At 69.3% G+C, this 20,336-nt stretch carries 17 protein-coding genes and 1 riboswitch; of the genes, 5 read left to right on the forward strand and 12 right to left on the reverse strand.

The genetic code is table 11. The features are described 5' to 3' along the window. Nucleotides 1–65 precede the first annotated feature (65 nt). From R1Z03_RS11775 to R1Z03_RS11790, 4 genes are all read right to left on the reverse strand, one after another. Nucleotides 66–2,042, reverse strand: a complete 1,977-nt coding sequence (locus R1Z03_RS11775) for a Cache 3/Cache 2 fusion domain-containing protein (protein ID WP_317359872.1) — start codon at nt 2,040–2,042, stop codon at nt 66–68. A gap of 342 nt (nt 2,043–2,384) precedes the next feature. Further along, complete coding sequence (gene metW, locus R1Z03_RS11780; protein WP_284397602.1) at nt 2,385–2,969, reverse strand: methionine biosynthesis protein MetW; 585 nt, start codon at nt 2,967–2,969, stop codon at nt 2,385–2,387. After that, nucleotides 2,966–4,165 (reverse strand): homoserine O-acetyltransferase, encoded by a 1,200-nt coding sequence (locus tag R1Z03_RS11785; RefSeq protein ID WP_284430566.1) that lies wholly within the window; start codon nt 4,163–4,165, stop codon nt 2,966–2,968. Before R1Z03_RS11785 ends, metW begins: the two co-directional genes overlap by 4 nt. A gap of 160 nt (nt 4,166–4,325) precedes the next feature. Continuing rightward, nucleotides 4,326–4,892 carry a TMEM165/GDT1 family protein gene (locus R1Z03_RS11790; RefSeq protein WP_272566381.1) on the reverse strand — a complete coding sequence of 189 codons (567 nt, stop codon included), beginning with the start codon at nt 4,890–4,892 and terminating at the stop codon, nt 4,326–4,328. Nucleotides 4,893–4,903: 11 nt separating this feature from the next. Beyond that, a riboswitch (yybP-ykoY riboswitch) is annotated at nt 4,904–5,099 on the reverse strand. A 225-nt stretch (nt 5,100–5,324) separates the two neighbouring features. Between R1Z03_RS11790 and R1Z03_RS11795 the strand changes: the two genes are divergently transcribed. Both R1Z03_RS11795 and R1Z03_RS11800 read left to right on the forward strand, forming a co-directional pair. Continuing rightward, complete coding sequence (locus tag R1Z03_RS11795; protein ID WP_317359876.1) at nt 5,325–5,717, forward strand: RNA-binding protein; 393 nt, start codon at nt 5,325–5,327, stop codon at nt 5,715–5,717. 250 nt (nt 5,718–5,967) lie between these two features. Then, nucleotides 5,968–6,519 carry an RNA-binding protein gene (locus R1Z03_RS11800; protein WP_317359878.1) on the forward strand — a complete coding sequence of 184 codons (552 nt, stop codon included), beginning with the start codon at nt 5,968–5,970 and terminating at the stop codon, nt 6,517–6,519. A gap of 126 nt (nt 6,520–6,645) precedes the next feature. On the opposite strand, the gene R1Z03_RS11805 is transcribed toward R1Z03_RS11800, so the two are convergent. Genes R1Z03_RS11805 through R1Z03_RS11820 form a run of 4 tightly spaced genes read right to left on the reverse strand, consistent with a single transcriptional unit; the run spans nt 6,646 to nt 9,711 of the window. Beyond that, on the reverse strand, nt 6,646–7,437 hold the full coding sequence (locus tag R1Z03_RS11805) for an SDR family oxidoreductase (RefSeq protein WP_317359882.1): 792 nt from the start codon (nt 7,435–7,437) through the stop codon (nt 6,646–6,648). 47 nt (nt 7,438–7,484) lie between these two features. Then, nucleotides 7,485–8,102: an LPS export ABC transporter periplasmic protein LptC gene (gene lptC / locus R1Z03_RS11810; RefSeq protein ID WP_317359884.1), complete on the reverse strand. Its 618-nt coding sequence runs from the start codon at nt 8,100–8,102 to the stop codon at nt 7,485–7,487. Beyond that, the gene (locus R1Z03_RS11815; RefSeq protein WP_284424555.1) at nt 8,099–8,710 is read right to left on the reverse strand and encodes an HAD family hydrolase; all 612 of its coding nucleotides are present in this window, start codon (nt 8,708–8,710) and stop codon (nt 8,099–8,101) included. The genes lptC and R1Z03_RS11815 overlap by 4 nt, the downstream gene beginning before the upstream one ends. After that, entirely contained in the window at nt 8,710–9,711 is a 1,002-nt protein-coding gene (locus R1Z03_RS11820) for a KpsF/GutQ family sugar-phosphate isomerase (RefSeq protein WP_317359887.1), read from the reverse strand. The genes R1Z03_RS11815 and R1Z03_RS11820 overlap by 1 nt, the downstream gene beginning before the upstream one ends. A 58-nt stretch (nt 9,712–9,769) precedes the next feature. On the opposite strand from R1Z03_RS11820, the gene R1Z03_RS11825 reads away from it, so the two are divergent. The 3 genes from R1Z03_RS11825 (at nt 9,770) to R1Z03_RS11835 (ending at nt 15,476) form a co-directional block, all read left to right on the forward strand. Beyond that, nucleotides 9,770–11,755 carry a monovalent cation:proton antiporter-2 (CPA2) family protein gene (locus R1Z03_RS11825; protein WP_317359889.1) on the forward strand — a complete coding sequence of 662 codons (1,986 nt, stop codon included), beginning with the start codon at nt 9,770–9,772 and terminating at the stop codon, nt 11,753–11,755. Nucleotides 11,756–11,887: 132 nt separating this feature from the next. Then, nucleotides 11,888–12,442: an adenine phosphoribosyltransferase gene (locus R1Z03_RS11830; RefSeq protein ID WP_092742468.1), complete on the forward strand. Its 555-nt coding sequence runs from the start codon at nt 11,888–11,890 to the stop codon at nt 12,440–12,442. A gap of 436 nt (nt 12,443–12,878) precedes the next feature. Next, nucleotides 12,879–15,476: a sulfite reductase flavoprotein subunit alpha gene (locus R1Z03_RS11835; protein WP_317360351.1), complete on the forward strand. Its 2,598-nt coding sequence runs from the start codon at nt 12,879–12,881 to the stop codon at nt 15,474–15,476. Between the two features lie 64 nt (nt 15,477–15,540). On the opposite strand, the gene R1Z03_RS11840 is transcribed toward R1Z03_RS11835, so the two are convergent. From R1Z03_RS11840 to R1Z03_RS11855, 4 genes are all read right to left on the reverse strand, one after another. After that, nucleotides 15,541–16,398 carry a hypothetical protein gene (locus tag R1Z03_RS11840; protein WP_317359892.1) on the reverse strand — a complete coding sequence of 286 codons (858 nt, stop codon included), beginning with the start codon at nt 16,396–16,398 and terminating at the stop codon, nt 15,541–15,543. Between the two features lie 117 nt (nt 16,399–16,515). Beyond that, the gene (locus tag R1Z03_RS11845; RefSeq protein WP_317359894.1) at nt 16,516–17,010 is read right to left on the reverse strand and encodes a cyclic nucleotide-binding domain-containing protein; all 495 of its coding nucleotides are present in this window, start codon (nt 17,008–17,010) and stop codon (nt 16,516–16,518) included. Nucleotides 17,011–17,095: 85 nt separating this feature from the next. Next, on the reverse strand, nt 17,096–18,517 hold the full coding sequence (mnmE, locus tag R1Z03_RS11850; protein WP_317359895.1) for a tRNA uridine-5-carboxymethylaminomethyl(34) synthesis GTPase MnmE: 1,422 nt from the start codon (nt 18,515–18,517) through the stop codon (nt 17,096–17,098). Nucleotides 18,518–18,657: 140 nt separating this feature from the next. After that, nucleotides 18,658–20,247, reverse strand: coding sequence for an ABC transporter substrate-binding protein (locus R1Z03_RS11855; RefSeq protein WP_272566396.1), 1,590 nt, complete (start codon nt 20,245–20,247; stop codon nt 18,658–18,660). Nucleotides 20,248–20,336 lie beyond the last annotated feature (89 nt).

Consider the following 20,336-nt stretch of genomic DNA (forward strand, 5'->3'; position numbering starts at 1 on the left):
GCGCGGCGGCGCAGCGCGGCGCCGCCGCCGTTGGTGCGCCGCTTGGCGCGGGGGGCGCGTTCCGCTCAGCCCGCGGCGAGGGCGGGACGTGCGGGCTGAGCGAGCGGCGTGGCCTGCGCCGTGGTCAGGCGGAACACCTGCACGGCATCCGCCAGCTGCGACGCCTGGTCGCGCAGGCTTTGCGCCGCCGCGGCCGATTCCTCCACCAGCGCGGCGTTCTGCTGCGTCATCTGGTCGAGCTGATTGACGGCCGTGTTGACCGTGACGATGCCGTTCGACTGCTCGGACGCCGCGGCGGTGATCTCCCCGATGATGTCGCCCACCCGCTGCACCGAGCCCACGATCTCGCCCATGGTGCGCCCGGCGTCCTCCACCAGCCGGGTGCCGGCCTCCACCCGGGCCACCGAACTGCCGATGAGCGCCTTGATCTCGCGCGCCGCCTCGGCGCTGCGCCCGGCCAGCGAGCGCACCTCGCTCGCCACCACGGCGAAGCCGCGGCCCTGCTCGCCCGCACGGGCGGCTTCCACGGCGGCGTTGAGCGCCAGGATATTGGTCTGGAAGGCGATGCCGTCGATCACGCCGATGATGTCCGCGATCTTGCGCGAGCTGGCGTCGATCTCGGCCATGGTGGACACCACTTCGCCCACCACGCGCCCGCCGCGCTGGGCCACCTCGGCGGCCGATCCGGCCAACTGGTTGGCCTGCCGCGCGGCATCGGCCGACTGGTGCACCGTGCCCGTGAGCTGCTCCATGCTCTGCGCCGTCTGGGCGATGCTGCTGGCGGCGTTCTCGGTGCGCGCCGACAGGTCCTGGTTGCCGGTGGCGATCTCGGCGCTGGCGGTGGTGATGCTGTCCACCGCCGTGCGCACCTGCTGCAGCACCTGCAGGTAGCGCTGGCGCATGCCCTCCACCTCGCGCACCAGGGCGCCCATTTCGTCGGCGCGGCGCGTCTCGAACGCCTGGGTGAGGTCGCCCTGCGCCACCAGCGTCACGGCGCCGGTCAGCTCGCGCAGCGGCTCGCTCACGCCGCGGCGCACCATCGCGAAGATGCCCGCGCCCACCACCGCCAGGGCGACGGCCATCACCAGCCACACCGCCCCCATCGCACGCCGCTGGCTGGCCAGCGCTTCGTGGTCGGACACCTCGGCCACCACCTGCCAGCCCGAGCCGGTGCGGGCGCTCAGGGCCCACGGGTCCGCGCCCTGGGCGGGCAGCAGCGCGGCGGCCTGCGGCACGGAGCCGTCGGCGCTGACGTTCAGGGCGGCGAGGAAATCGGCCGCGCCCGGATAGGCCTCCAGCACCTTCTTGCCGCGCGCCGTGGGGTGCGCGACGAACACCGCATCCTGCGGGCCCTTGCGCGGATCGATCACGTACATGCCGCCGTGCTCGTAGAACTGCATGCTGGCCACCTGCTTTTGCATCTGCTCCTGGAAGGCCGACAGGTCGTTGCCCACGAACAGGATGGCGATCACCTTGCCCGCCGCATCCTTCACCGGCGCGTAGTGCGCCATGTACGGCTTGCCGAACAGCATGGTGCGGCCCGTGTAGGGCTGGCCCGCGAGCACGGGCGCGTAGGCGGGGCTGGCGCGGTCGAGCAGGGTGCCCTGGGCGCGTTCGCCCTTTTCGTTCTTGACCGAGGTGGTGATGCGGATGAAGTCCTCGCCCTTCCTCGCGAAGACCGTGGCCACGCCGCCCGTGTCCTGGCTGAATTTGTCCACCGTGCCGTAGTCGTCGTTCACCGCGACGCCGAAGCTCGTCAGTTGCCCGCTGGCCTCGTCCAGTTGCATGCTGGGGTCGAAGCCGCGCTGGAACGCCTGGGCCGAGCGGCGCACCAGTTCGCGGTTGGCCTCATCCACCGCGTTGAGCGACTGGCCTACCGCATCCACCGCATCGCGCACACCTTCGGTGATCTGCGTGCGCGCGGCCTTCGTGGTGATGAGCGAGATCGCGATGCCCACCGCAATGAGGGCCAGCGCCACCAGGGACAGGGCCAGCAGGGTGACGCGGCGGGCGACCGATCGGGTGCGGACGGGTGGAGTCATGGCGGTTTTTGGGGTTCGGTCGCAGGGAAGGGAGACGGGGCGGATGCGCTGCGGAAGACGCCGCCCCCATCGTAAGCAACCGTAACTTTGGCAGGATGAAGGCATTCCTTTAAGGGAAAACCCTATGTACTGAGGGATTTAGTCTGCTTGGCAGCAGCGATTTCGGGGGCGAAAAATGCCTCCAGGGCATGTTTTTCTAGGGCGTATTGCTACATTAATAATAGCAATCGGATGTTCGAGTGTTTTGTAGTGCTCGTGACACTTCCACGGTGTTGGCGACCCGGTGCGGGGGAGCTTGGGCACGTGGGACAGCGCCCGACGCAGCCCCGTGCCCCGCGCCCGTCAGGCGTGCTCGAAGTGGAACACCGCCGTGCCCGCCAGGGCGTTCGGCAGGAAGCGCACCTCGCGCCCGTCCTGCAGGCCGAACGCGTCGATCACGCGCAGGGCGTTCTTGTGCGCCAGCACCTCGAAATCCTTGAACGTGCCCACGCGGATATTGGGCGTGTCGTACCACTGGTAGGGCAGCCGGCGCGTGACGGGCATGCGCCCGCGCAGCACCGACAGCCGGTTGGGCCAGTGGGCGAAATTGGGAAACGCCACCACGCCCGCGCGGCCCACGCGGGCCGTCTCGCGCAGCATCACCTCGGTGTTGCGCAGGTGCTGCAGCGTGTCGATCTGCAGCACCAGGTCGAACGAGTTGTCGCCGAACATCGCCAGCCCCTCCTCCAGGTTGAGCTGCACCACGTTCACCCCGCGGCGCACGCAGGCGAGCACGTTGGCGTCGTCGATCTCGATGCCGTAGCCCGTGCAGCCGCGCTCGCGCTGCAGGTACGACAGCATCGCGCCGTCGCCGCAGCCCAGGTCCAGCACCCGCGCGCCGTGCGGCACCAGCCGGGAAATCGCATGCATGGTGGCTTTCTCGGTCATGCGAACTCCTTGGCGATGCTGTCGAAATACGAGCCGACGACGCCCATGTAGCGCGCATCGTCGAGCAGGAAGGCGTCGTGGCCGTGCGGTGCGTCGATCTCGGCGTAGCTCACGTCGCGGCGGTTGTCGAGCAGCGCCTTCACGATCTCGCGGCTGCGCGCGGGCGAAAAGCGCCAGTCGGTGGTGAAGCTCACCAGCAGGAACCGGGCCGTCGCGCGCGCCAGCGCCAGCGTGAGGTTGCCGCCGTAGGCGAGCGCGGGGTCGAAGTAATCGAGCGCGCGGGTGATCAGCAGGTAGGTGTTGGCGTCGAAATACTCGCTGAACTTGTCGCCCTGGTAGCGCAGGTAGCTCTCGATCTGGAACTCGATGTCCTGCGTGCTGTAGCGGTAGCCCGGCCCCGCGCCGGGCGTGCCTGGGGCGGCCGGCGCACCGCCGGCGGTGCCTGCCGGCAGCGTCTCCTCCATCACCGTCTGGCGCAGCTGGCGGCCGAATTTCTCGTTCATCACGTCGTCCGACAGGTACGTGATGTGGCCGATCATCCGCGCGATGCGCAGGCCGCGCTGCGGGATCGCCCCGTGCCGGTAGAAGTGCCCGCCGTGGAAATCCGGGTCGGTCACGATGGCCCGGCGCGCCACCTCGTTGAAGGCGATGTTCTCCGCCGTGAGATTGGGGGCGCTGGCCACCACCACCGCATGGCGCACGCGCTCGGGGTACTGCAGCGTCCACGACAGCGCCTGCATGCCGCCCAGGCTGCCGCCCAGCACCGCCGCGAGCTGCTGCACGCCGATGCGGTCCAGCAGGCGGGCCTGCGCGTTCACCCAGTCCTCCACCGTGACCACGGGGAAGTCGGCGCCGTACACCTCGCCGGTGTCCGGGTGCGTGTCCATCGGGCCGGTCGAGCCGAAGCACGAGCCCAGGTTGTTGATGCCGATCACGAAGAAGCGGTTCGTGTCCACCGGCTTGCCGGGGCCGATCATGTTGTTCCACCAGCCTTCGCTCCTGGGCTGGCCCTCGTACACGCCCGCCACGTGGTGCGAGGCGTTCAGCGCATGGCACACCAGCACCGCGTTGGAGCGGTCGGCGTTGAGCGTGCCGTAGGTCTCGAAGGCAAGGGTGTAGTCGCGGATGGCGCCGCCGCCCTGCAGCGGCAGCGCGTCGGCGAAATGCAGGGACTGGGGCGTGGCAATGAAGGACATGAAAAAACCCGGCGTCGCTAAAAACGAGGCCGGGTCGGTGTGTCTGTCACTTGGCGGACGGGTCTTTAGCGGTATTTATAAAGCGCCCGCAAGCTATGCAAATCGGCGCGAGGGGCACTATACCAAAGCCCGGGCCCGCCGGCCATGGGCCCGTGCGCGTTCAGGCCGCGGGTGCGAAAAGCGCGATCAGCCCCAGCGCGAGGAAGATCACCGCCGACACCATGTGCACCGCGCGGATCGGCACCCGCCGCGTGATGCGCTCGCCCAGCCAGACCACGGGCGCGTTGGCCAGCATCATGCCCAGGGTCGTGCCGGCCACCACCCACCAGTAGGCGCTGTAGCGCGCGGCCAGCATCACCGTGGCGACCTGGGTCTTGTCGCCCATCTCGGCCAGGAAGAACGCGATCAGCGTGGTGCCGAACACGCCAAAGCGCGGCGCGCCGCCCGATGCGTCGTCGTCCAGCCGGTCGGGGATGAGCATCCACACCGCCATCGCGATGAACGACAGCCCGAGACCCCAGCGCAGCACCTGCGGGCCCACGACGGTCGTCACCCAGGCGCCCACGGCGCCGGCCAGCGCGTGGTTGGCCAGCGTGGCGACCAGGATGCCGAGCACGATCGGCCAGGGCTTGCGAAAACGCGCCGCGAGAACGAGGGAAAGGAGTTGGGTCTTGTCGCCCATCTCCGCGAGGGCGACGATGGCGGTCGAAACGAAAAAGGCTTCCATTGGGGGCAGGGAGTTGTCCGGCCGGACAGGTCGCAGAGCATTGACTGCACCCCGACGCCGGCCTTTGGGATCGGTGTGCAGTCAATGGTCTCGCCCAGTTCCGATGGAACCGCATGCACCACAGGCCGCGCAGGCCCGAGTTTGTTGATGCATGCCCCCGTGCGGTCTGTGCGCCGGGCGGGCTACTCCCCAAAGACGGGCCGATTGTAACGATGCGCTTCCAGCCTTCGGGTAAATACCCAACGAAAACGTTGCAGGCGCGCCAATTTTCGTGCTTGGACCCCGAATAGATGGTTAATAATGGGCCTTGCCTTTCTGCCAAGCAGGAACGCAAGTAGCGGTGATTGGTCGGTTTCGCGTCTTTGAAGTCGTCACAGGTTTGTTGATTGCGTCGGGCTCCATCGCGTTTTCTTGTTTTTTTAGGAGTCCTTCATGGGCAACAAACTCTACGTGGGCAACCTGCCCTATTCTTTCCGCGACGACGACCTGCAACAAACGTTCAGCCAGTACGGCACCGTGGTGAGCGCCAAGGTCATGATGGAACGTGACACCGGCCGCTCCAAGGGTTTCGGCTTCGTCGAAATGAGCAACGATGCCGAAGCGCAAGCCGCCATCCAAGGCGCGCATGGCCAAAACTTCGGCGGCCGTGACCTCGTGGTCAACGAAGCCCGTCCGATGGAACCCCGTCCCCCCCGCAGCGGTGGCGGCGGCTTCGGTGGCGGCAATGGCGGTGGCGGCGGCTACGGCGGTGGTGGCGGCCGCAGCGGTGGTTTCGGCGGCGGTGGTGGCGGTGGTGGCTACGGCGGTGGCCGCAGCAGCTACTAAGCTCACGCTGACAGCATTTCAAAAAAGGGTCCTTCGGGGCCCTTTTTTCATGGCTGAGCCAGCGCGTTTGGCCCGTGTCCGGCACCTTGCTTTTTTGCGGAATTTATGGCCCATAATGCATCGGCGAGATATTTTTCGCGTCGACGTTTGCGGGGATCCGTCAGTTTCGCGCATGGGACATCTTTGTGATTCACTGGCTGCGTTTTCGGGACTCCATCGCTTTATCAATGTGTTTTTGAGGAGTCCCGTGATGGGCAACAAACTGTACGTCGGCAATTTGCCGTACTCGGTGCGTGACAGTGACCTGGAGCAGGCCTTCGGCCAATTCGGAGCCGTGATCAGCGCCAAAGTCATGATGGAGCGCGACACGGGCCGCTCCAAGGGCTTTGGCTTCGTCGAGATGGGCAGCGACCCTGAAGCGCAAGCCGCCATCCAGGGCATGAACGGCCAGCCCCTGGGCGGCCGCAGCATCGTGGTGAACGAGGCGCGACCCATGGAACCCCGTCCCCCCCGCAGCGGCGGTTTTGGCGGCGGTGGTGGTGGCGGCGGTGGATACGGCGGCGGCGGTGGTGGTCGCAGCGGTGGCGGTGGCTACGGTGGCGGCCGCGGTGATGGCGGCGGCGGTGGCTACGGTGGTGGTGGCCGTGGCGAAGGCGGCGGCGGTGGTTATGGCGGCGGCGGCGGTCGCGGCGATGGCGGTTTCCGCAGCCCCTATGGTTCCGGTTCGCGCAATGGCGGCGGCGGTGGCCGCAGCGGTGGTGGCGGTGGCGGCTACGGTGGTGGTGGCAACGGCGGCTACTGATCCTCTCCCGCAGCGAGGGCCGTTCCCATCCGTGAAGGCTTCTCGCGCCCACAAAAAAGGCCCCTTGTCAGGGGCCTTTTTTGTGGGCGCCGCCGGCTGGAACCCTGAGGCGGGCCCCGTGCCCGGTCAGTGCGGAGCCCCGCTTTTTTGCCGGTGCTTTCTCGGGCGGCCCGACAGCAGGCGGTCGAAAAGCCCGTTCGGCAGCACACGCAGCAGCTTGGCCACCACGCCCATCTGCCAGGGAATGACGCGGTAGCTCGCGCCCGCGCGGATCGCGGCGAACGCGCGGTCGGCAAAGTCCCCGGGCTGCATCAAGAAGGGCATGGCGTAGCGGTTCTGCCGGGTGAGCGGGGTGTCGATGTACCCCGGGCACAGCGTGACCACCCGCACCCCCGACGAACGCAATTCGCCCCGCAGGCTTTCGCAGTAGCTGATGACCGCCGCCTTGCTGCCGCAGTAGGCGCCGTGGCCGGGCAGGCCCCGGATGCCGGCGACGCTGCCGATGCCCACGAGCGCCCCGCTGCCGCGCTGGGCCATCGCATCCACGAACGGCTGGAACGTGGCCGCCATGCCGATGTTGTTGGTGGCGAAGGTGCGGGCCATCACGTCGATGTCCTCGCGCACGGCAGTGTCCATGCCCACGCTGATGCCCGCGTTGGCGATGACGACATCGGGCACCCCTTGCCGGGCCATGCAGTCCTGGCCCGCCGCCACGATGCTGTCGGGCTGCGCCACATCGGCGCTATAAATTTGATAGCTATCTGCCGGGATGTTGCTTGCGCTGGCCCACGATTGCATCTCTGCCGTGCGGCGGGCCACCAGCGCAAGCCGGTACCCCGCCTGGTGAAAGCGCAGTGCGAGCGCCTGGCCGATGCCGCTGGATGCGCCGGTGATGAACACCAGGGGGCTGGAAGGCATGGGGGCTCCTGAGGGGTGGTTAGGCATCGTGCGCCGTCCGGTGCCGGTCACTTGCCGGGTGGCGGCATCAGCATGCCCTTCACGCGGCCCTGCAACTGCATGATCTGGCTGAGGTTGTTGTAGTCCATGGTGTCCGCGGTGAACTGGTCCTTGCCCCGCGTCAGCGTGACTGGCTGGTTCGACTGCACCCGTTCGTCGTTCAGCCACGCGTGCAGGAACTCGCCCCGGAACTGAAGGCGCGGCAGCGGCTCGCGCCCGGGACGCACCAGGGGCTCGCGGGTGACGATGGCGTTGCCGAACAGTTGCACCTCGGAACCGTCCGCATTGGTGAGCGCGCGGTCGGCCGTGGCGATGGTCAGGCGGCCATCGGGCGCGACCGAGCGCATGTGGGCCTTGTCGATCTCCAGCGTATCGGTGTCCAGGTAGTGGCGCGCGAAATCGCCGCGGACATCGCTTTGCAGCCGGCCGGTGGCATCGAAGCTCTTGACCGAGAAGGTCTTCATGAAATAGTCCGGCTCGTGCGTCAGCGGGCGCTCCTGCACGGGCTTGGCCGGTGTGGGCGCGTTGCGCACCAGCCACCACGTGCCCAGCGCCATGAGCCCCATGAGGGCCACGGGAAGGTAGATGGACAGCCGGTCCCAGCCCCGGCGCAGCGTGGCGATCATGCGGTGTAGGCCTCCAGCAGTTGGGCATAGCGGCCACTGGCCACCAGCAGCAGGTCGCAGAACTCGCGCGCCGCGCCGGCCCCGCCCGCTGCGGCGGTGACGTGGTGGGCCACCGCACGGGCCTCGATGTGGGCATGGCAGGGCGCGCAGGCGAGGGCGCAGCGGCGCATCAGGGGCAGGTCGGGCCAGTCATCGCCGATCACGGCGGCCTGCGCCCAGTCGAGTCCCAGTTCGGCCAGGATGGATTCGGCGGCCGGACGCTTGTCTTCGGTGCCGAAGCGGGCATGCACCACGCCCAGGTTCTTCAGGCGCAGGCGCAGCGCGGGGGCATCGCGGCCCGTCACCACGGCGGGGGTGATTCCGGCCTTTTGCAGCAGCTTGATGCCGTGGCCGTCGAGCGTGTGAAAGCGCTTGAGCGTCTCGCCGGCTTCGCTGAAGTACAGGCCGCCGTCGGTGAGCACGCCGTCCACGTCGAAAAACGCCACGCGCACGCCCTGCGCGCGCAGCAGCAGTTGCGCATCGAACTGCAGGGCGGGCCGCAGGGGCGGCAGCGGCTGGCTGGCGGGCGTTGCCGCCCCGGCCGTGGCGTGGGCGAGGGGCTGGTCCATCAGATGACCTTCGCGCGCATCAGGTCGCCGATGTGCACCACGCCGATGAGAAGGCCGTCGGGATGGGCCACCAGCACGCTGGTGATGGCGTGGCGCTCCATCATTTCGGCGGCGTCCACGGCCAGCGCGTCGGGGGCGATGGTGCGCGGGCCGGGGTGCATGACCTCGCCCGCGGTCGCGCCGCGCAGTTCCGCGCCGGCTTCGATGCGCCGGCGCAGGTCGCCGTCGGTGAAGATGCCGAGCACGCGGCCCGCATCGTCCACCACGGCCGAGGCGCCCAGGCGCTTGGCGCTCATCTCGCGCATGAGTTCGCTGAACGATGCGCCGGGCGCCACGCGCGGGATTTCTTCGCCCGAGCGCATGACGTCGCTCACGTGGGTGAGCAGCTTGCGGCCCAGGGCCCCGCCGGGGTGGGAGCGCGCGAAGTCTTCGGACCGGAACCCGCGGGCGTCCAGCAGGGCGACGGCCAGGGCGTCGCCCATGGCCAGCTGCGCGGTGGTGCTGGCGGTAGGGGCCAGGTTGAGCGGACAGGCCTCGCGGTCCACGCTGCAGTCCAGCACCAGATCGGCATGGCGCGCCAGGGTGGACTGAAGCCCCCCGGTCATGGCCACGAGCGGCACGCCCAGGCGCTTGAGCACGGGCAGCAGCACGGTGAGCTCGGCGCTTTCGCCGCTGTTGGAAATGCCCAGGACCAGATCGCCCGGCGTGACCATGCCCAGGTCGCCATGGCTGGCTTCCGCAGGGTGCACGAAAAAGGCGGGCGTGCCAGTGGAGGCCAGGGTGGCGGCGATCTTGCGGCCGATGTGGCCGCTCTTGCCCATGCCCATCACCACGACGCGCCCCGTGGTGGCGAGCACGCGCTCGACGGCACTGGCGAAGCTCGCGTCCACGCGGGCCGACAGGCCGGCCAGGGCGGCGGCCTCGATATCGAAGGTTTCGCGGGCCAGGCGCAGCGCCTGGTCGGCATGGAAGGGCGCAGGCGCGGCGGGGGCGGAAAGCATGCGCGGATTCTATCGGCCGGACCATGGGCCTGCGCCGCGCCTGGGCTAGCATCCGTGCATGTCCTCACTTGCCTTGACGTTGCTCTACCTGCTGGCTGCCGTGCTGGGGGTGGTGGCGTGCCGCAGCCTCAAGCTGCCGCCGATGCTGGGCTACCTGGCGGCGGGCATCCTGATCGGGCCCCATGCGCTGGCGCTGGCCCAGAACTCGGAAGGCGTGCGCCACCTGGGCGAGTTCGGCGTGGTGTTCCTCATGTTCGCCATCGGCCTGGAATTCAGCCTGTCCAAGCTGCGCGCCATGCGCCAGTTCGTGTTCGGCCTGGGGCTGATGCAGGTGGCACTCACCATGGCGGCCACCATGGCGGGTGTGCTGCTGCTGTCGCGCTACGTGGGCGGCATCTGGGACATGGGCTGGCAGACGGCGCTGGCCCTGGCCGGCACGCTGGTGATGAGCAGCACCGCCATCGTGGTCAAGCTGATGGCCGAGCGGGCGGAGCTGGAGAGCGAGCACGGCCGCCGCGTGCTGGGCATCCTGCTGTTCCAGGATCTGGCCGTGGTGCCGCTGCTGGTGCTGATCCCGGCGCTCGGCTCCCGGCCGGACCAGCTGTTCGTCGCGCTGGGCCTGGCGCTGCTCAAGGCCACGGTGCTGGTGGGCGTGCTGCTGGCGGGTGGCCAGCGGGTGATGCGCTGGTGGCTCACGCTGGTGGCGCGCCGCAAGAGCGACGAGCTGTTCATGCTGAACCTGCTGCTCATCACGCTGGGGCTGGCCTGGCTGACCGAGACGGCGGGGCTGTCGCTGGCGCTCGGGGCCTTCATCGCCGGCGTGCTGGTGTCCGAAACCGAATACCGCCACCAGGTGGGCACGGACATCCGGCCCTTCCACGACGTGTTGCTGGGCCTGTTCTTCATCACCGTGGGGATGATGCTGGACTGGCACATCCTGCTGGAGCGCTGGGCGCTGGTGCTGCTGCTCCTGGTGGTGCCGTTGCTGGTCAAGGCCGGTGTGATCTTGGTGCTGGCGCGCGGCATGGGCGCCACCACGGGCGTGTCGCTGCGCACGGGGCTGTATCTGGCGCAGGCGGGGGAGTTCGGTTTCGTGCTGCTGTCGCTCACGCAGGAGCACGGGCTGGTGCAGCCCGCGCTGATGAACCCCATCCTGGCCGCGATGGTGCTGTCGATGCTGGCGACGCCGTTCCTCATCCTGTACAGCAACCGCATCGTGATGAAGCTGGTCGCCAGCGACTGGCTGCAGCAGTCGCTGCAGATGACCACCATCGCACGCAAGTCGATCAACACCAGCAAGCACGTGCTGATCTGCGGCTACGGGCGCTGCGGCCAGAACCTGGCGCGGATGCTGGAGCGCGAAGGCATTCCCTACATGGCGCTGGACCTGGACCCCGACCGGGTGCGCCAGGCCGCGGCGGCCGGGGATTCCGTGGTGTACGGCGATGCCACGCGGCTGCAGGCCCTGATGGCGGCCGGGCTGGTGCGCGCCAGTGCCGTGGCGGTGACGTACCTGGACATTCCCGCCACGCTCAAGGTGCTGGCCAATACGCGCGAGCACGCGCCGCAGGTGCCGGTGGTGGTGCGAACGCAGGACGACCAATACCTCGACAAACTGCAGGCCGCCGGCGCGACCGAGGTGGTGCCCGAGGCCATCGAAGGCTCGCTGATGCTGGCCAGCCATGCGCTGGCGCTGGTCGGCGTGCCCATGCGGCGGGTGCTGCGCCTGGTGCAGGACCAGCGCGACGCCCGCTACAACCTGCTGCGCGGCTACTTCCACGGGGCGGACGACGACACCGTGTCCGAGCGCGACCAGGAGCGGCTGGCGTCCATCACGCTGCCCCCCGGGGTGCGGCCGCTGGGCCAGGCGCTGGGGCCGCTGGCCCTGCAGGCGATGGGTGTGCGGGTGGTGAACCTGCGCCACAAGGACGGCCGCATGTCCCAGCCGGACGATGCCACGGTGCTGGCCGAAGGCGACACGCTGGTGCTCTCGGGCCACCCCACGGCGCTGGCGCTGGCGGAAGACGCCTTGCTGCGGGTGTGAACGCCTGGCAGCCGCAGGCGGCTGCCCCGCCGATACACTGCATTCCTTCCCTTCTTTCCCTCCCCCTGGCGTGGTGGCACCTGTGCGGCCGTGCGCGGGCGGCCTTTTCCTTCCAGCCTTCTCCACCGCGCCATGCAAGCCCTCAGCGTCAACGAATACCTTCGCCAGCACATCCGCACGGTGCCCGACTGGCCCGCGCCGGGCGTGCAGTTCCGGGACATCACTCCGCTGCTGCAGGACCCGAAGGTGTTCCGCGTGCTCATCGATGCCTTCGTACACCGCTACATGGACCGGGCCCTGCGGCCCGATGTGGTGGCCGGGCTGGATGCGCGCGGCTTCATTCTGGGCGCGGTCGTGGCCTACGAACTGAACGTGGGCTTCGTGCCGATCCGCAAGAAAGGCAAGCTGCCCTTCACCACGGTCGAGGAAACCTACGAACTGGAATACGGCAGCGCCACCGTGGAGCTGCATGCCGATGCCGTGAAGCCCGGCGACCGCGTGCTGCTCATCGACGATCTGATCGCCACGGGCGGCACGATGATGGCGGGCAAGAATCTGCTGGAGCGGCTGGGCGCGACGGTGACCGAGGGCGCGGCCATCGTGGACCTGCCCGAGCTGGGTGGCTCGCAGCGCCTGCGGGACGCGGGCCTGCCGCTGTACACGCTGGTGGACTTCGCCGGCCACTGAGCGCGGGGCGGGCGGGGGGAAGGCGGCCGACCGGGCCCGCCACAGCCCCTGGATGGGCAGGCGCGATAAAATTAGCAATCATTCTCATCCGGCGGATTCGTTCCGGCGTTCGGCTGGAGACCGCCGCGGCGTGGGCCGTTGGCGCTGCTGCAGATGGAATGGCTTTTTCTCGTTCGCTTCTTTCCTGGGTTCCGTCCGCTATGTCCCGCCTTGTCCCGTTCGACCCGCGCCGCTCCGGCCTGCGGGCTGTCTCTCTTTCCGCCTCCGGCCTGGCTCTGGCGCACGCCGGACCTGGCGAAGGGGCGGGCCTGTGAACCGCGACGGCGCCACATCCCAGCCGCTGGCCCAGAGCGCTGGTGCATTGGCCCCTGACGGGGCTTGCCAGCCGCAGGGCGGAGAATTGGCGGATCGGCGCGCTCCATGGCGCCGGCTGTCGCTGCCCTCGCTGCGGCAGGCGTGGTTCCAGGTGCACTGGTTCCTGGGCATCACGGCGGGGACCGTGCTCGTGGTCATCGGCCTGTCCGGGGCGCTTCTGTCCTTCCATGAGGAAATCCTGGACGCCCTCAACCCCGGCGTGCGCCAGGTCACGCCGCACGCCGGGCCCATGCTCACCCCGCAGCAGATCATGGATGCCGTGGCGCACGTGCCCGGCCACCCGCGCATCAGCACCCTCACGGTGCAATCGCAACCCGGCGCGGCGGCTCGGGTGATCTTCCAGGCGCGTCCCGGCGAGCGCCGGGGCGACACCGTCTACGTGCACCCCTACACCGGCGCGCTGCAGCCGGTGCTGAAGGGGCAAGACGCCTTCGAATGGATCGAGGCGCTGCACCGCTGGCTGCTGCTACCGCGCGACTCCGGCCGCGTGGCCACGGGCGTGCTCGCGCTGTGCCTGCTTGCGCTGTCGCTCTCGGGCCTGTACCTGCGCTGGCCGCGCCACCCGCTGCGCTGGCGCACCTGGCTCACGTTCGATCCGGCGCTCAAGGGCCGCTCGTTCCTGTGGGCGCTGCATTCGGTGGTCGGCACGTGGGCGCTGGTGGTGTACCTCATGCTCACGGCCACCGGGCTTTACTGGGCGTTCGATGCGGTGCGCGACACGGTGGACGGCTGGGCCGGCATTCCGCGCCCGGCGCGCACGGCAGCCCCTGCCCCGCGCGCGGGCGGCAAGGCCGGGCCCGATGCCGCTGAGGCCGCGCCGCTGGACCTCACGCGCGCCTGGCGCACGTTCGAGCAGCGGGCAGGGCCCTGGACCCAGGCCAGCCTGCGCCTGCCGGCGCGGCCCACGCAGGCCGTGCAGTTCACCTGGCTGGCCACGGATGCAACGCATGATCGCCAGCGCAACCGGATGTCCATCGAGCCCTTGACCGGCGAGGTGCCGGTGGACGACCGCCATGCCCAGCGCAGCGCCGCGGCACGCGCGCTCGCCACCATCTATCCCTTGCACATGGGCACCTACTTCGGCCTGCCCGGCCGGGTGGCGGTGATGGTGGCCAGCCTGGCCATGCCGCTCTTCGCGGTCACCGGCTGGATGCTTTACCTGAGGCGCCGTCGCCAGCGCCGTGCCACGGAGGCCGCGCGCGTCGCCCACGGGCAGCCCGCACCACTGGCGGCAGGCGGTGCGGCGCAGGGCGCCGACACGCTGCTGGTCGCCTACGCCAGTCAGGCCGGCCAGGCCGAGCGCATGGCGCTGCAGAGCGCGGCCGCATTGCAGCGCGCCGGCTTGGGTGTGGCCATGCAATCGCTGCAGGCGCTCACGCCCGCGATGCTGGCCGGGCACCGCCGCGTGCTGCTGGTGGCCAGCAGCTTCGGCGAGGGCGAGCCGCCCGACAACGCCCGCCGCTTCGCCCGGTTGCTGGCGCAACAGCCACCGGACTCGCTGCAGGGCGTGCGCTACGGCCTGCTCGCGCTGGGCGACCGCAACTACACGCGCTTTTGCGGCTTCGGCCACGCCCTGGACGAAGGCCTGCGCCGGGCGGGCGCCGTGCCGCTGTTTCCGCTCATCGAAGTGGACGACGCAGATCCTGCGGCCCTGGCCCGCTGGAGCGAGGCCCTGGCCGCATTGGACGGCGTGGCGCATCTGGCCCTGGAGGGGGCGTTGGCGGAAGGCGGTATGGCGCCCGTCTACGCGCCGTGGCGCCTGGAGCGGCGCGATTGCCTCAATCCGGGCAGCCTGGGCCACCCCTTGTTCGAGGTGTCGCTCACCTCAGGCACCCCGGCCGAATGGCATCCGGGCGCCTTGGTGGAGGTGCTGCCGCGCCACGCGCCCGAGGCTGTCGCGGCTTGGCTGCAAGCCGCGGGTGCCGATGGCGCTGCACCGGTGCAGCATGGGGGCGTCAGGACCACGCTGGCCGAGGCCCTGGCGGTGAGTGTGCTGCCCCCGCTGCCGTCGGGCGCGGCAGAGGTCCATGCCCAGGCCTGTGCCGATGCGCTGGTGGCCCTGGCGCCCCGCACCTACTCCGTGGCCTCCCTGCCTGGCGACGGCGCGCTGCAGCTGCTGGTCCGCCAGGAGCGGCATGCCCAGGGGCTGGGGCTGGCGTCGGGCTGGCTCACCGCCCATGCCCCGCTGGGTGCCGAAGTGGCTTTGCGCCTGGTGGCCAATCCGCGCTTCGATGCCGCCCCGGGCGACGCACCTTGCCTCTTCATCGGCAATGGATCGGGCCTGGCGGGCTTGCGCTCCCACCTGCGGGCCCGGGTGCGGGCGGGCCACCGGCGCAACTGGCTGCTGTTCGGCGAGCGCCAGCGGGCCCATGACAACCTGTGCGCCGAAGAAATCGGTGGCTGGCAGAACCAGGGCTTTCTCGAACGGCTGGACCGGGTGTTCTCCCGCGACGGGGAGGCCCATCGCCATGTGCAGGACCGGCTGCGCGATGCGGCGGGCCCCTTGCGCGAATGGATCACGCAGGGCGCGGTGGTCTATGTGTGCGGCAGCGCCGAAGGCATGGCGGCCGGCGTGGACGCGGCGATGGTGGAGGTGCTCGGCGTCGATGCCGTCGATGCGCTGATCACCGAGGGCCGCTACCGGCGCGACGTGTACTGATCCGCTGCAGGCCGACACGCGGCGGCGGCTGGGGTGATGAGGCCCGTGCCGCCGCTGGTACGGCTCAGCGCAGGTCGCCGTACTGGGTGTTGCTCAGATCGGGCGAGCGGGCGTCGCTGCCCGGCATTTCCGTGTCTTCGAAGCCGGTGGGCGTCGAAGGCAGCAGCGGTCCCGAGCGCGTGGACACCCCCGTGCGCGGTGCCGGTGCGGGAGGCTTGGCCGCGGCGGCGTTGTCCAGGGCCCGCTTGAAAGCTGCCACTTCGTCGGCCTCGATCGGGTCGAACGCCTTGGCAGGGGCGCGGGTCGGCGGCGCTGGGGGCACCAGGGGCGCGCTGCGCGGCGCGAGCAGCGGATCGATGGGCGGGGCAGCCACGGGTGCGGGGGCCGGCGCGTGGACCGGAGGGCGCGCCACCGGGGCCGGCACGTGCGGCACGGAGGGGCCGGCCACGCCGTGGGGCGCAAGGCCCTTGCTGGGCATGCCGACGGCCACGTGGTCATTGATGCGCCAGTACACGGCGGTCACCAGAATGTCGAAGCGGGTCTTGGCGGTCTGGGCGATGAGCGCCTCGATCTCGCTCAGGCGGACGGTCTCGCCGCCGTATTCGCGGGCCAGGTCCATCATCACCAGGAACTGGCGGCCGCGCTGGTCCAGGGACAGCACCTTGAATTTGTAGCCCGCGGACAGCACGCCCGCGCGGACCATGGCATCGCGCACCACGGTATAGAGCAGTTCGCGCCGCTCCATGCGCTCGTTCTTGCGGTTGGCCGCGTGTTCGGCCGCAGGCTCGGCCGTCGGTTTGCCGGGGCCGCGTCCGGGCACCAGGGGCACCGTGGCGTCTGCATTCAGCAGACCGGAGGGCTCCACCGCCGGGCGCTGCCGGGGCGCAGGGGGTTTGCGGTTGAACCAACTGAAAAGTGACATGCCGTGCCTTTTTCGGATAGCGCCAAAAGTTCGAAAACGAGTGTAACGCGCGCTCCGGGAGCCAATGGCTTTCCCGCGTCCGCAGGCCCCGGCACGGGCCCGATGGAGGCTCAGGTGTCAGGTCGCAGCAACACGCCGGCGGCGGTTGCCGAGGCGCTTGGACAGCACCGAACCCATGGCCATGGCCAGGCTGAGGGCCACGGCCGGCTGGCGGTTGGAGAGCTCGGAAAACCGCAGCGCCGTCAGGTTCCAGAGCTTGGACGGAGCGCCTGCCTGCACGGTGGCGGTGCGGGGCTTGTGCGAGAAGAAGGCGCTCTCGCCCACGACGGAGCCGGGGCCGACGATCGCCAGGCGCAGGCGGTCTTTTTCGTCTTCGTAGTGCACGCTGAGGCTGCCGCTTTCCACGAAGTACAGCGTGCGGTCGCTGGCGCCTTGCGTGAACAGGGTGTGGCCGGTGGTGAGCGACATGGGCAGCAGGTAGCCCGACAGCAGGTCCCATTGCTCCGTGGTCAGCGGGTTCATCATGCTGTCTTCCGCTGGCGCCTGGGCAATGGCCTGCACGAGACCCGTGAGGTCCATTTTGGGGGTGTGGGATGACAGCACAGCATTCATAGTGGCGCGGAAGTTAAGCCCGATGCGTTCGGTGCACAAGCACTCTTTACCACTCCTTACAAAACGCCACCGTTCCGCGGGTGCGTCATTTTCCGATGCAGAAGCTGGAGAAGATCACGCCCAGCAGATCGTCGGAGGTGAATTCCCCCGTGATGGCACTGAGGGCCTGCTGCGCCAGCCGCAGTTCCTCGGCCAGCAGATCGAGCGCCGGGCCCGGCGAATGCAGCTGCGCCGCGGCCTCCATCAGGTGGCCGTCCACTGCCTGGAGCGCCTGCACATGCCGCGCGCGCGCGATGTAGATGCCCTCGGGGGCCGACTGCCATCCGGCCACGTCCAGCAGCAGGCGGCGCAGTGCGTCCAGCCCGTCGCCCGTGCGGGCCGAGAGGTGGGCCGCCGGCCGGTCCGCCATGGCGGCAGCCCTGTGGCCCGGTACCTGATCGGTTTTGTTCCACACGTCGATCACCGGCACATGGCCGGGCAGCGTCCGGGCGATGGTGCCGGCGATGTCGGCGTCGGCCGCCCGGTAGTCGGCCGCATCGGCGCGCGTGAGGTCGTGCAGGAAGAGCACGGCGTCGGCCGCGGCGATTTCGTCCCAGGCGCGCGCGATGCCGATCTTCTCCACCTCGTCGTCGCTCTCGCGCAGGCCCGCCGTGTCGATCACGTGCAGCGGCACGCCCTCGATCTGTATGGTCTGCTGCACCTTGTCGCGCGTGGTGCCGGCAATGGGCGTGACGATGGCCAGCTCGGCGCCGGCCAGGGCATTCAGCAGCGAACTCTTGCCGGCGTTGGGCTGCCCGGCGATCACCACCTTGATGCCCTCGCGCAGCAGCGCGCCCTGGCGCGTGCGCTGCATGACGGCGGCCAGCGTCTGCTGCAGATTCGACAGCTGCCCGCTGGCGTCTGCCTTGCGCAGGAAGTCGATTTCTTCTTCGGGAAAGTCGAGCGTGGCCTCCACCAGCATGCGCAGGTGGATGAGCGCATCGCGCAGGCGGTGGATCTCGTGCGAGAACGCGCCCGCCAGGGAGCGGCTGGCGCTTCGCGCCGCGGCTTCGGTGCTCGCATCGATCAGGTCGGCAATGGCTTCGGCCTGCGCCAGATCGATCTTGTCGTTGAGGAAGGCCCGTTCGGTGAACTCGCCCGGCTGCGCCAGGCGCAGGCCGGGCAGGCGGGCCCGGCCGCTGGCCGCATCGGCCTGGGCGGCGGCTTCCAGGCAGCGCGCCAGCAGCAACTGCAACACTACGGGGCCGCCGTGCGCCTGCAGCTCCAGCACGTCCTCGCCCGTGTAGCTGTGGGGCGCGGGAAAGTACAGCGCCAGCCCCTGGTCGATGGACTGGCCGGCCGCATCGCGAAAGGGCAGGTACGTGGCTTCGCGCGGGCGCAGGACGCGCCCGCACAGCGCCTCGGTGAGCGGTCCCAGGCCCCGGCCCGAGACCCGCACGATGCCCACGGCGCCGCGCCCCGGTGCGGTGGCGATGGCGGCGATGGGGTCGGAGTGGCGGGGCAGCATGCGATGGGGAAGGGGGTGGGGACGGGGCATGATAGCTGCGCTGTTCGCATGCCGCGGCCGCCTGCACGGGGCGCGGAACCGCGCCCGCAAAAAGACAAAGCCCGCCAGGGCGGGCTTTGCGTTCGGTCCGATCGGAGGGCTTACTTGATCGTGGTCCAGTTGGGCATCGGGCGGTCGTCCGCGCGGTGCAGCGTCTCCACGCCCTTGCGCATGGCCCAGGGGCGGATCTGGTGGTGCAGGGGCAGGTAGTAGTACTCGTCCTTGACCAGCTTGAGGGCATCGGCGATCAGCGCGTCACGCTTGGGCGCATCCATCTCCACCTTGATCTGGCTGATCATTTCGTCGAGCTTGGCATCGCTGAAGCGGCCGCCGTTGTAGGTGCCCGCAGCCGTCTTGCCGGCCTTGGTGGCCATCAACGAATCCAGCGAATAGAGCGAATCGAACGTCGCCACGCCCCAGCCGAACAGATAGGCGCTCACGTCGTTGTTCATCACGCGGCTGACGAACTGGGCCATGGGGGCGGCCTGCAGCGTGGTCTTCACGCCGATGCGCGTCCACATGGCAGTGACGGCCTGGCAGATCGCTTCGTCGTTCACATAGCGGTCATTGGGGCAGTCGAGCTTGAGCGAAAAGCCCTGGGGGTAGCCCGCGTCGGCCAGCAGCTTCTTGGCGGCTTCGACGTCGTACTTGGCGGCACGCTCGTCCAGGCTCTTGCTCCAGCCGTGGACCATCGGCGCGACCATGGTGCCGGCAGGCACCGACAGGTTGCGCATGGTGCGGCTGTGGATGCCGGCCGAATCGATGGCCTGGTAGAGCGCCTGGCGCACGCGCTTGTCCTTGAGCGGGTTCTTGCCCGGCGTGCCGGCACCCGGCAGTTCGTCGCGGAACTGGTCCAGGCCCAGGTAGATGGTGCGGTTCTCGGCGCCTTCGATCAGCGTGATGTCGGGGCTGGACTTCATGCGCGCCAGATCCTGCGTGGGCGGATCGACGACGAAATCGACCTGGCCGGAAATCAGCGCGGCCGAGCGCGTGGCCGCCGACTTGATGGGGGTGAACACGACTTCGTCGATGTTGCCCTTGGGCTTGTCCCACCAGTCCGGGTTCTTCTTGAGCGTGACCTTCACGTCGGGCTGCCAGCCCACCATGATGAAGGGGCCGGTGCCGTTGGCGTTGCGCGAGGCGAAGTTCTCTTCCTTGCCGGCATAGTCCTGCGCCTTGGTCGAGTTGTTCTTCTCGGCCCAGGCCTTGTTCATGATGCGGGCCTCGGTCAGCTCGCGCAGCAGCACGGGGTTGGGGCCCTTCAAGATCAGGTCCACGGTGAAGTCGTCGACCTTCTTCACTTCCTTGATGCTCTGCACGGCGGACTGCATGTTCGAGGGGGGCGTCATGGCGCGGGTGAGCGAGAACACCACGTCGTCGGCCGTGAACGGCGCACCGTCGTGGAATTTCACGCCCTTGCGCAGTTCGAAGCGCACCTGCGTGGGGGAGATCTGGGTCCACTTCGTGCCGAGCGCGGGCTGGATCTGGTACTTCTCGTCATAGCGCACCAGGCTTTCGTACACCTGCTGCAGGAAGGCATGCGTCGTCTGGTGGTTCTGGGCGTGGGGGTCCACGGTCAGGATGTCGTTGGCGCCGGCCCACCGCATCGTTGCGGCATGGGCCGATCCTGCTGCCAGCAGGACCGCGATGCCCAGTGCGCTCCATTTGAAAGTCGTACGCTGCTGTTTCATTGGCCAGGTCTCCTCGTCGGTTAACGAAAGTGGATGAAAGATGCCGCAGGGGGCAAGCAAGCATCGTACCCAATGAAAAACGGCCGCTG

The organism is Acidovorax sp. BLS4 (genome assembly GCF_032929295.1).
In the GTDB taxonomy this organism is placed as follows: domain Bacteria; phylum Pseudomonadota; class Gammaproteobacteria; order Burkholderiales; family Burkholderiaceae_C; genus Paracidovorax.

What these genes read in the sequence shown, in the direction of transcription:
- metW (WP_284397602.1), bottom strand. Translation starts at nt 2,969, where the DNA reads ATGACCGAGAAAGCCACCATGCATGCGATTTCCCGGCTGGTGCCGCAC.
- R1Z03_RS11825 (WP_317359889.1), top strand. Translation starts at nt 9,770, where the DNA reads ATGTCCTCACTTGCCTTGACGTTGCTCTACCTGCTGGCTGCCGTGCTG.
- R1Z03_RS11845 (WP_317359894.1), bottom strand. Translation starts at nt 17,010, where the DNA reads ATGAATGCTGTGCTGTCATCCCACACCCCCAAAATGGACCTCACGGGT.
- R1Z03_RS11830 (WP_092742468.1), top strand. Translation starts at nt 11,888, where the DNA reads ATGCAAGCCCTCAGCGTCAACGAATACCTTCGCCAGCACATCCGCACG.
- R1Z03_RS11785 (WP_284430566.1), bottom strand. Translation starts at nt 4,165, where the DNA reads ATGTCCTTCATTGCCACGCCCCAGTCCCTGCATTTCGCCGACGCGCTG.
- R1Z03_RS11855 (WP_272566396.1), bottom strand. Translation starts at nt 20,247, where the DNA reads ATGAAACAGCAGCGTACGACTTTCAAATGGAGCGCACTGGGCATCGCG.
- R1Z03_RS11800 (WP_317359878.1), top strand. Translation starts at nt 5,968, where the DNA reads ATGGGCAACAAACTGTACGTCGGCAATTTGCCGTACTCGGTGCGTGAC.
- R1Z03_RS11840 (WP_317359892.1), bottom strand. Translation starts at nt 16,398, where the DNA reads ATGTCACTTTTCAGTTGGTTCAACCGCAAACCCCCTGCGCCCCGGCAG.
- R1Z03_RS11815 (WP_284424555.1), bottom strand. Translation starts at nt 8,710, where the DNA reads ATGGACCAGCCCCTCGCCCACGCCACGGCCGGGGCGGCAACGCCCGCC.
- mnmE (WP_317359895.1), bottom strand. Translation starts at nt 18,517, where the DNA reads ATGCTGCCCCGCCACTCCGACCCCATCGCCGCCATCGCCACCGCACCG.
- R1Z03_RS11805 (WP_317359882.1), bottom strand. Translation starts at nt 7,437, where the DNA reads ATGCCTTCCAGCCCCCTGGTGTTCATCACCGGCGCATCCAGCGGCATC.
- R1Z03_RS11820 (WP_317359887.1), bottom strand. Translation starts at nt 9,711, where the DNA reads ATGCTTTCCGCCCCCGCCGCGCCTGCGCCCTTCCATGCCGACCAGGCG.
- R1Z03_RS11790 (WP_272566381.1), bottom strand. Translation starts at nt 4,892, where the DNA reads ATGGAAGCCTTTTTCGTTTCGACCGCCATCGTCGCCCTCGCGGAGATG.
- lptC (WP_317359884.1), bottom strand. Translation starts at nt 8,102, where the DNA reads ATGATCGCCACGCTGCGCCGGGGCTGGGACCGGCTGTCCATCTACCTT.
- R1Z03_RS11775 (WP_317359872.1), bottom strand. Translation starts at nt 2,042, where the DNA reads ATGACTCCACCCGTCCGCACCCGATCGGTCGCCCGCCGCGTCACCCTG.
- R1Z03_RS11795 (WP_317359876.1), top strand. Translation starts at nt 5,325, where the DNA reads ATGGGCAACAAACTCTACGTGGGCAACCTGCCCTATTCTTTCCGCGAC.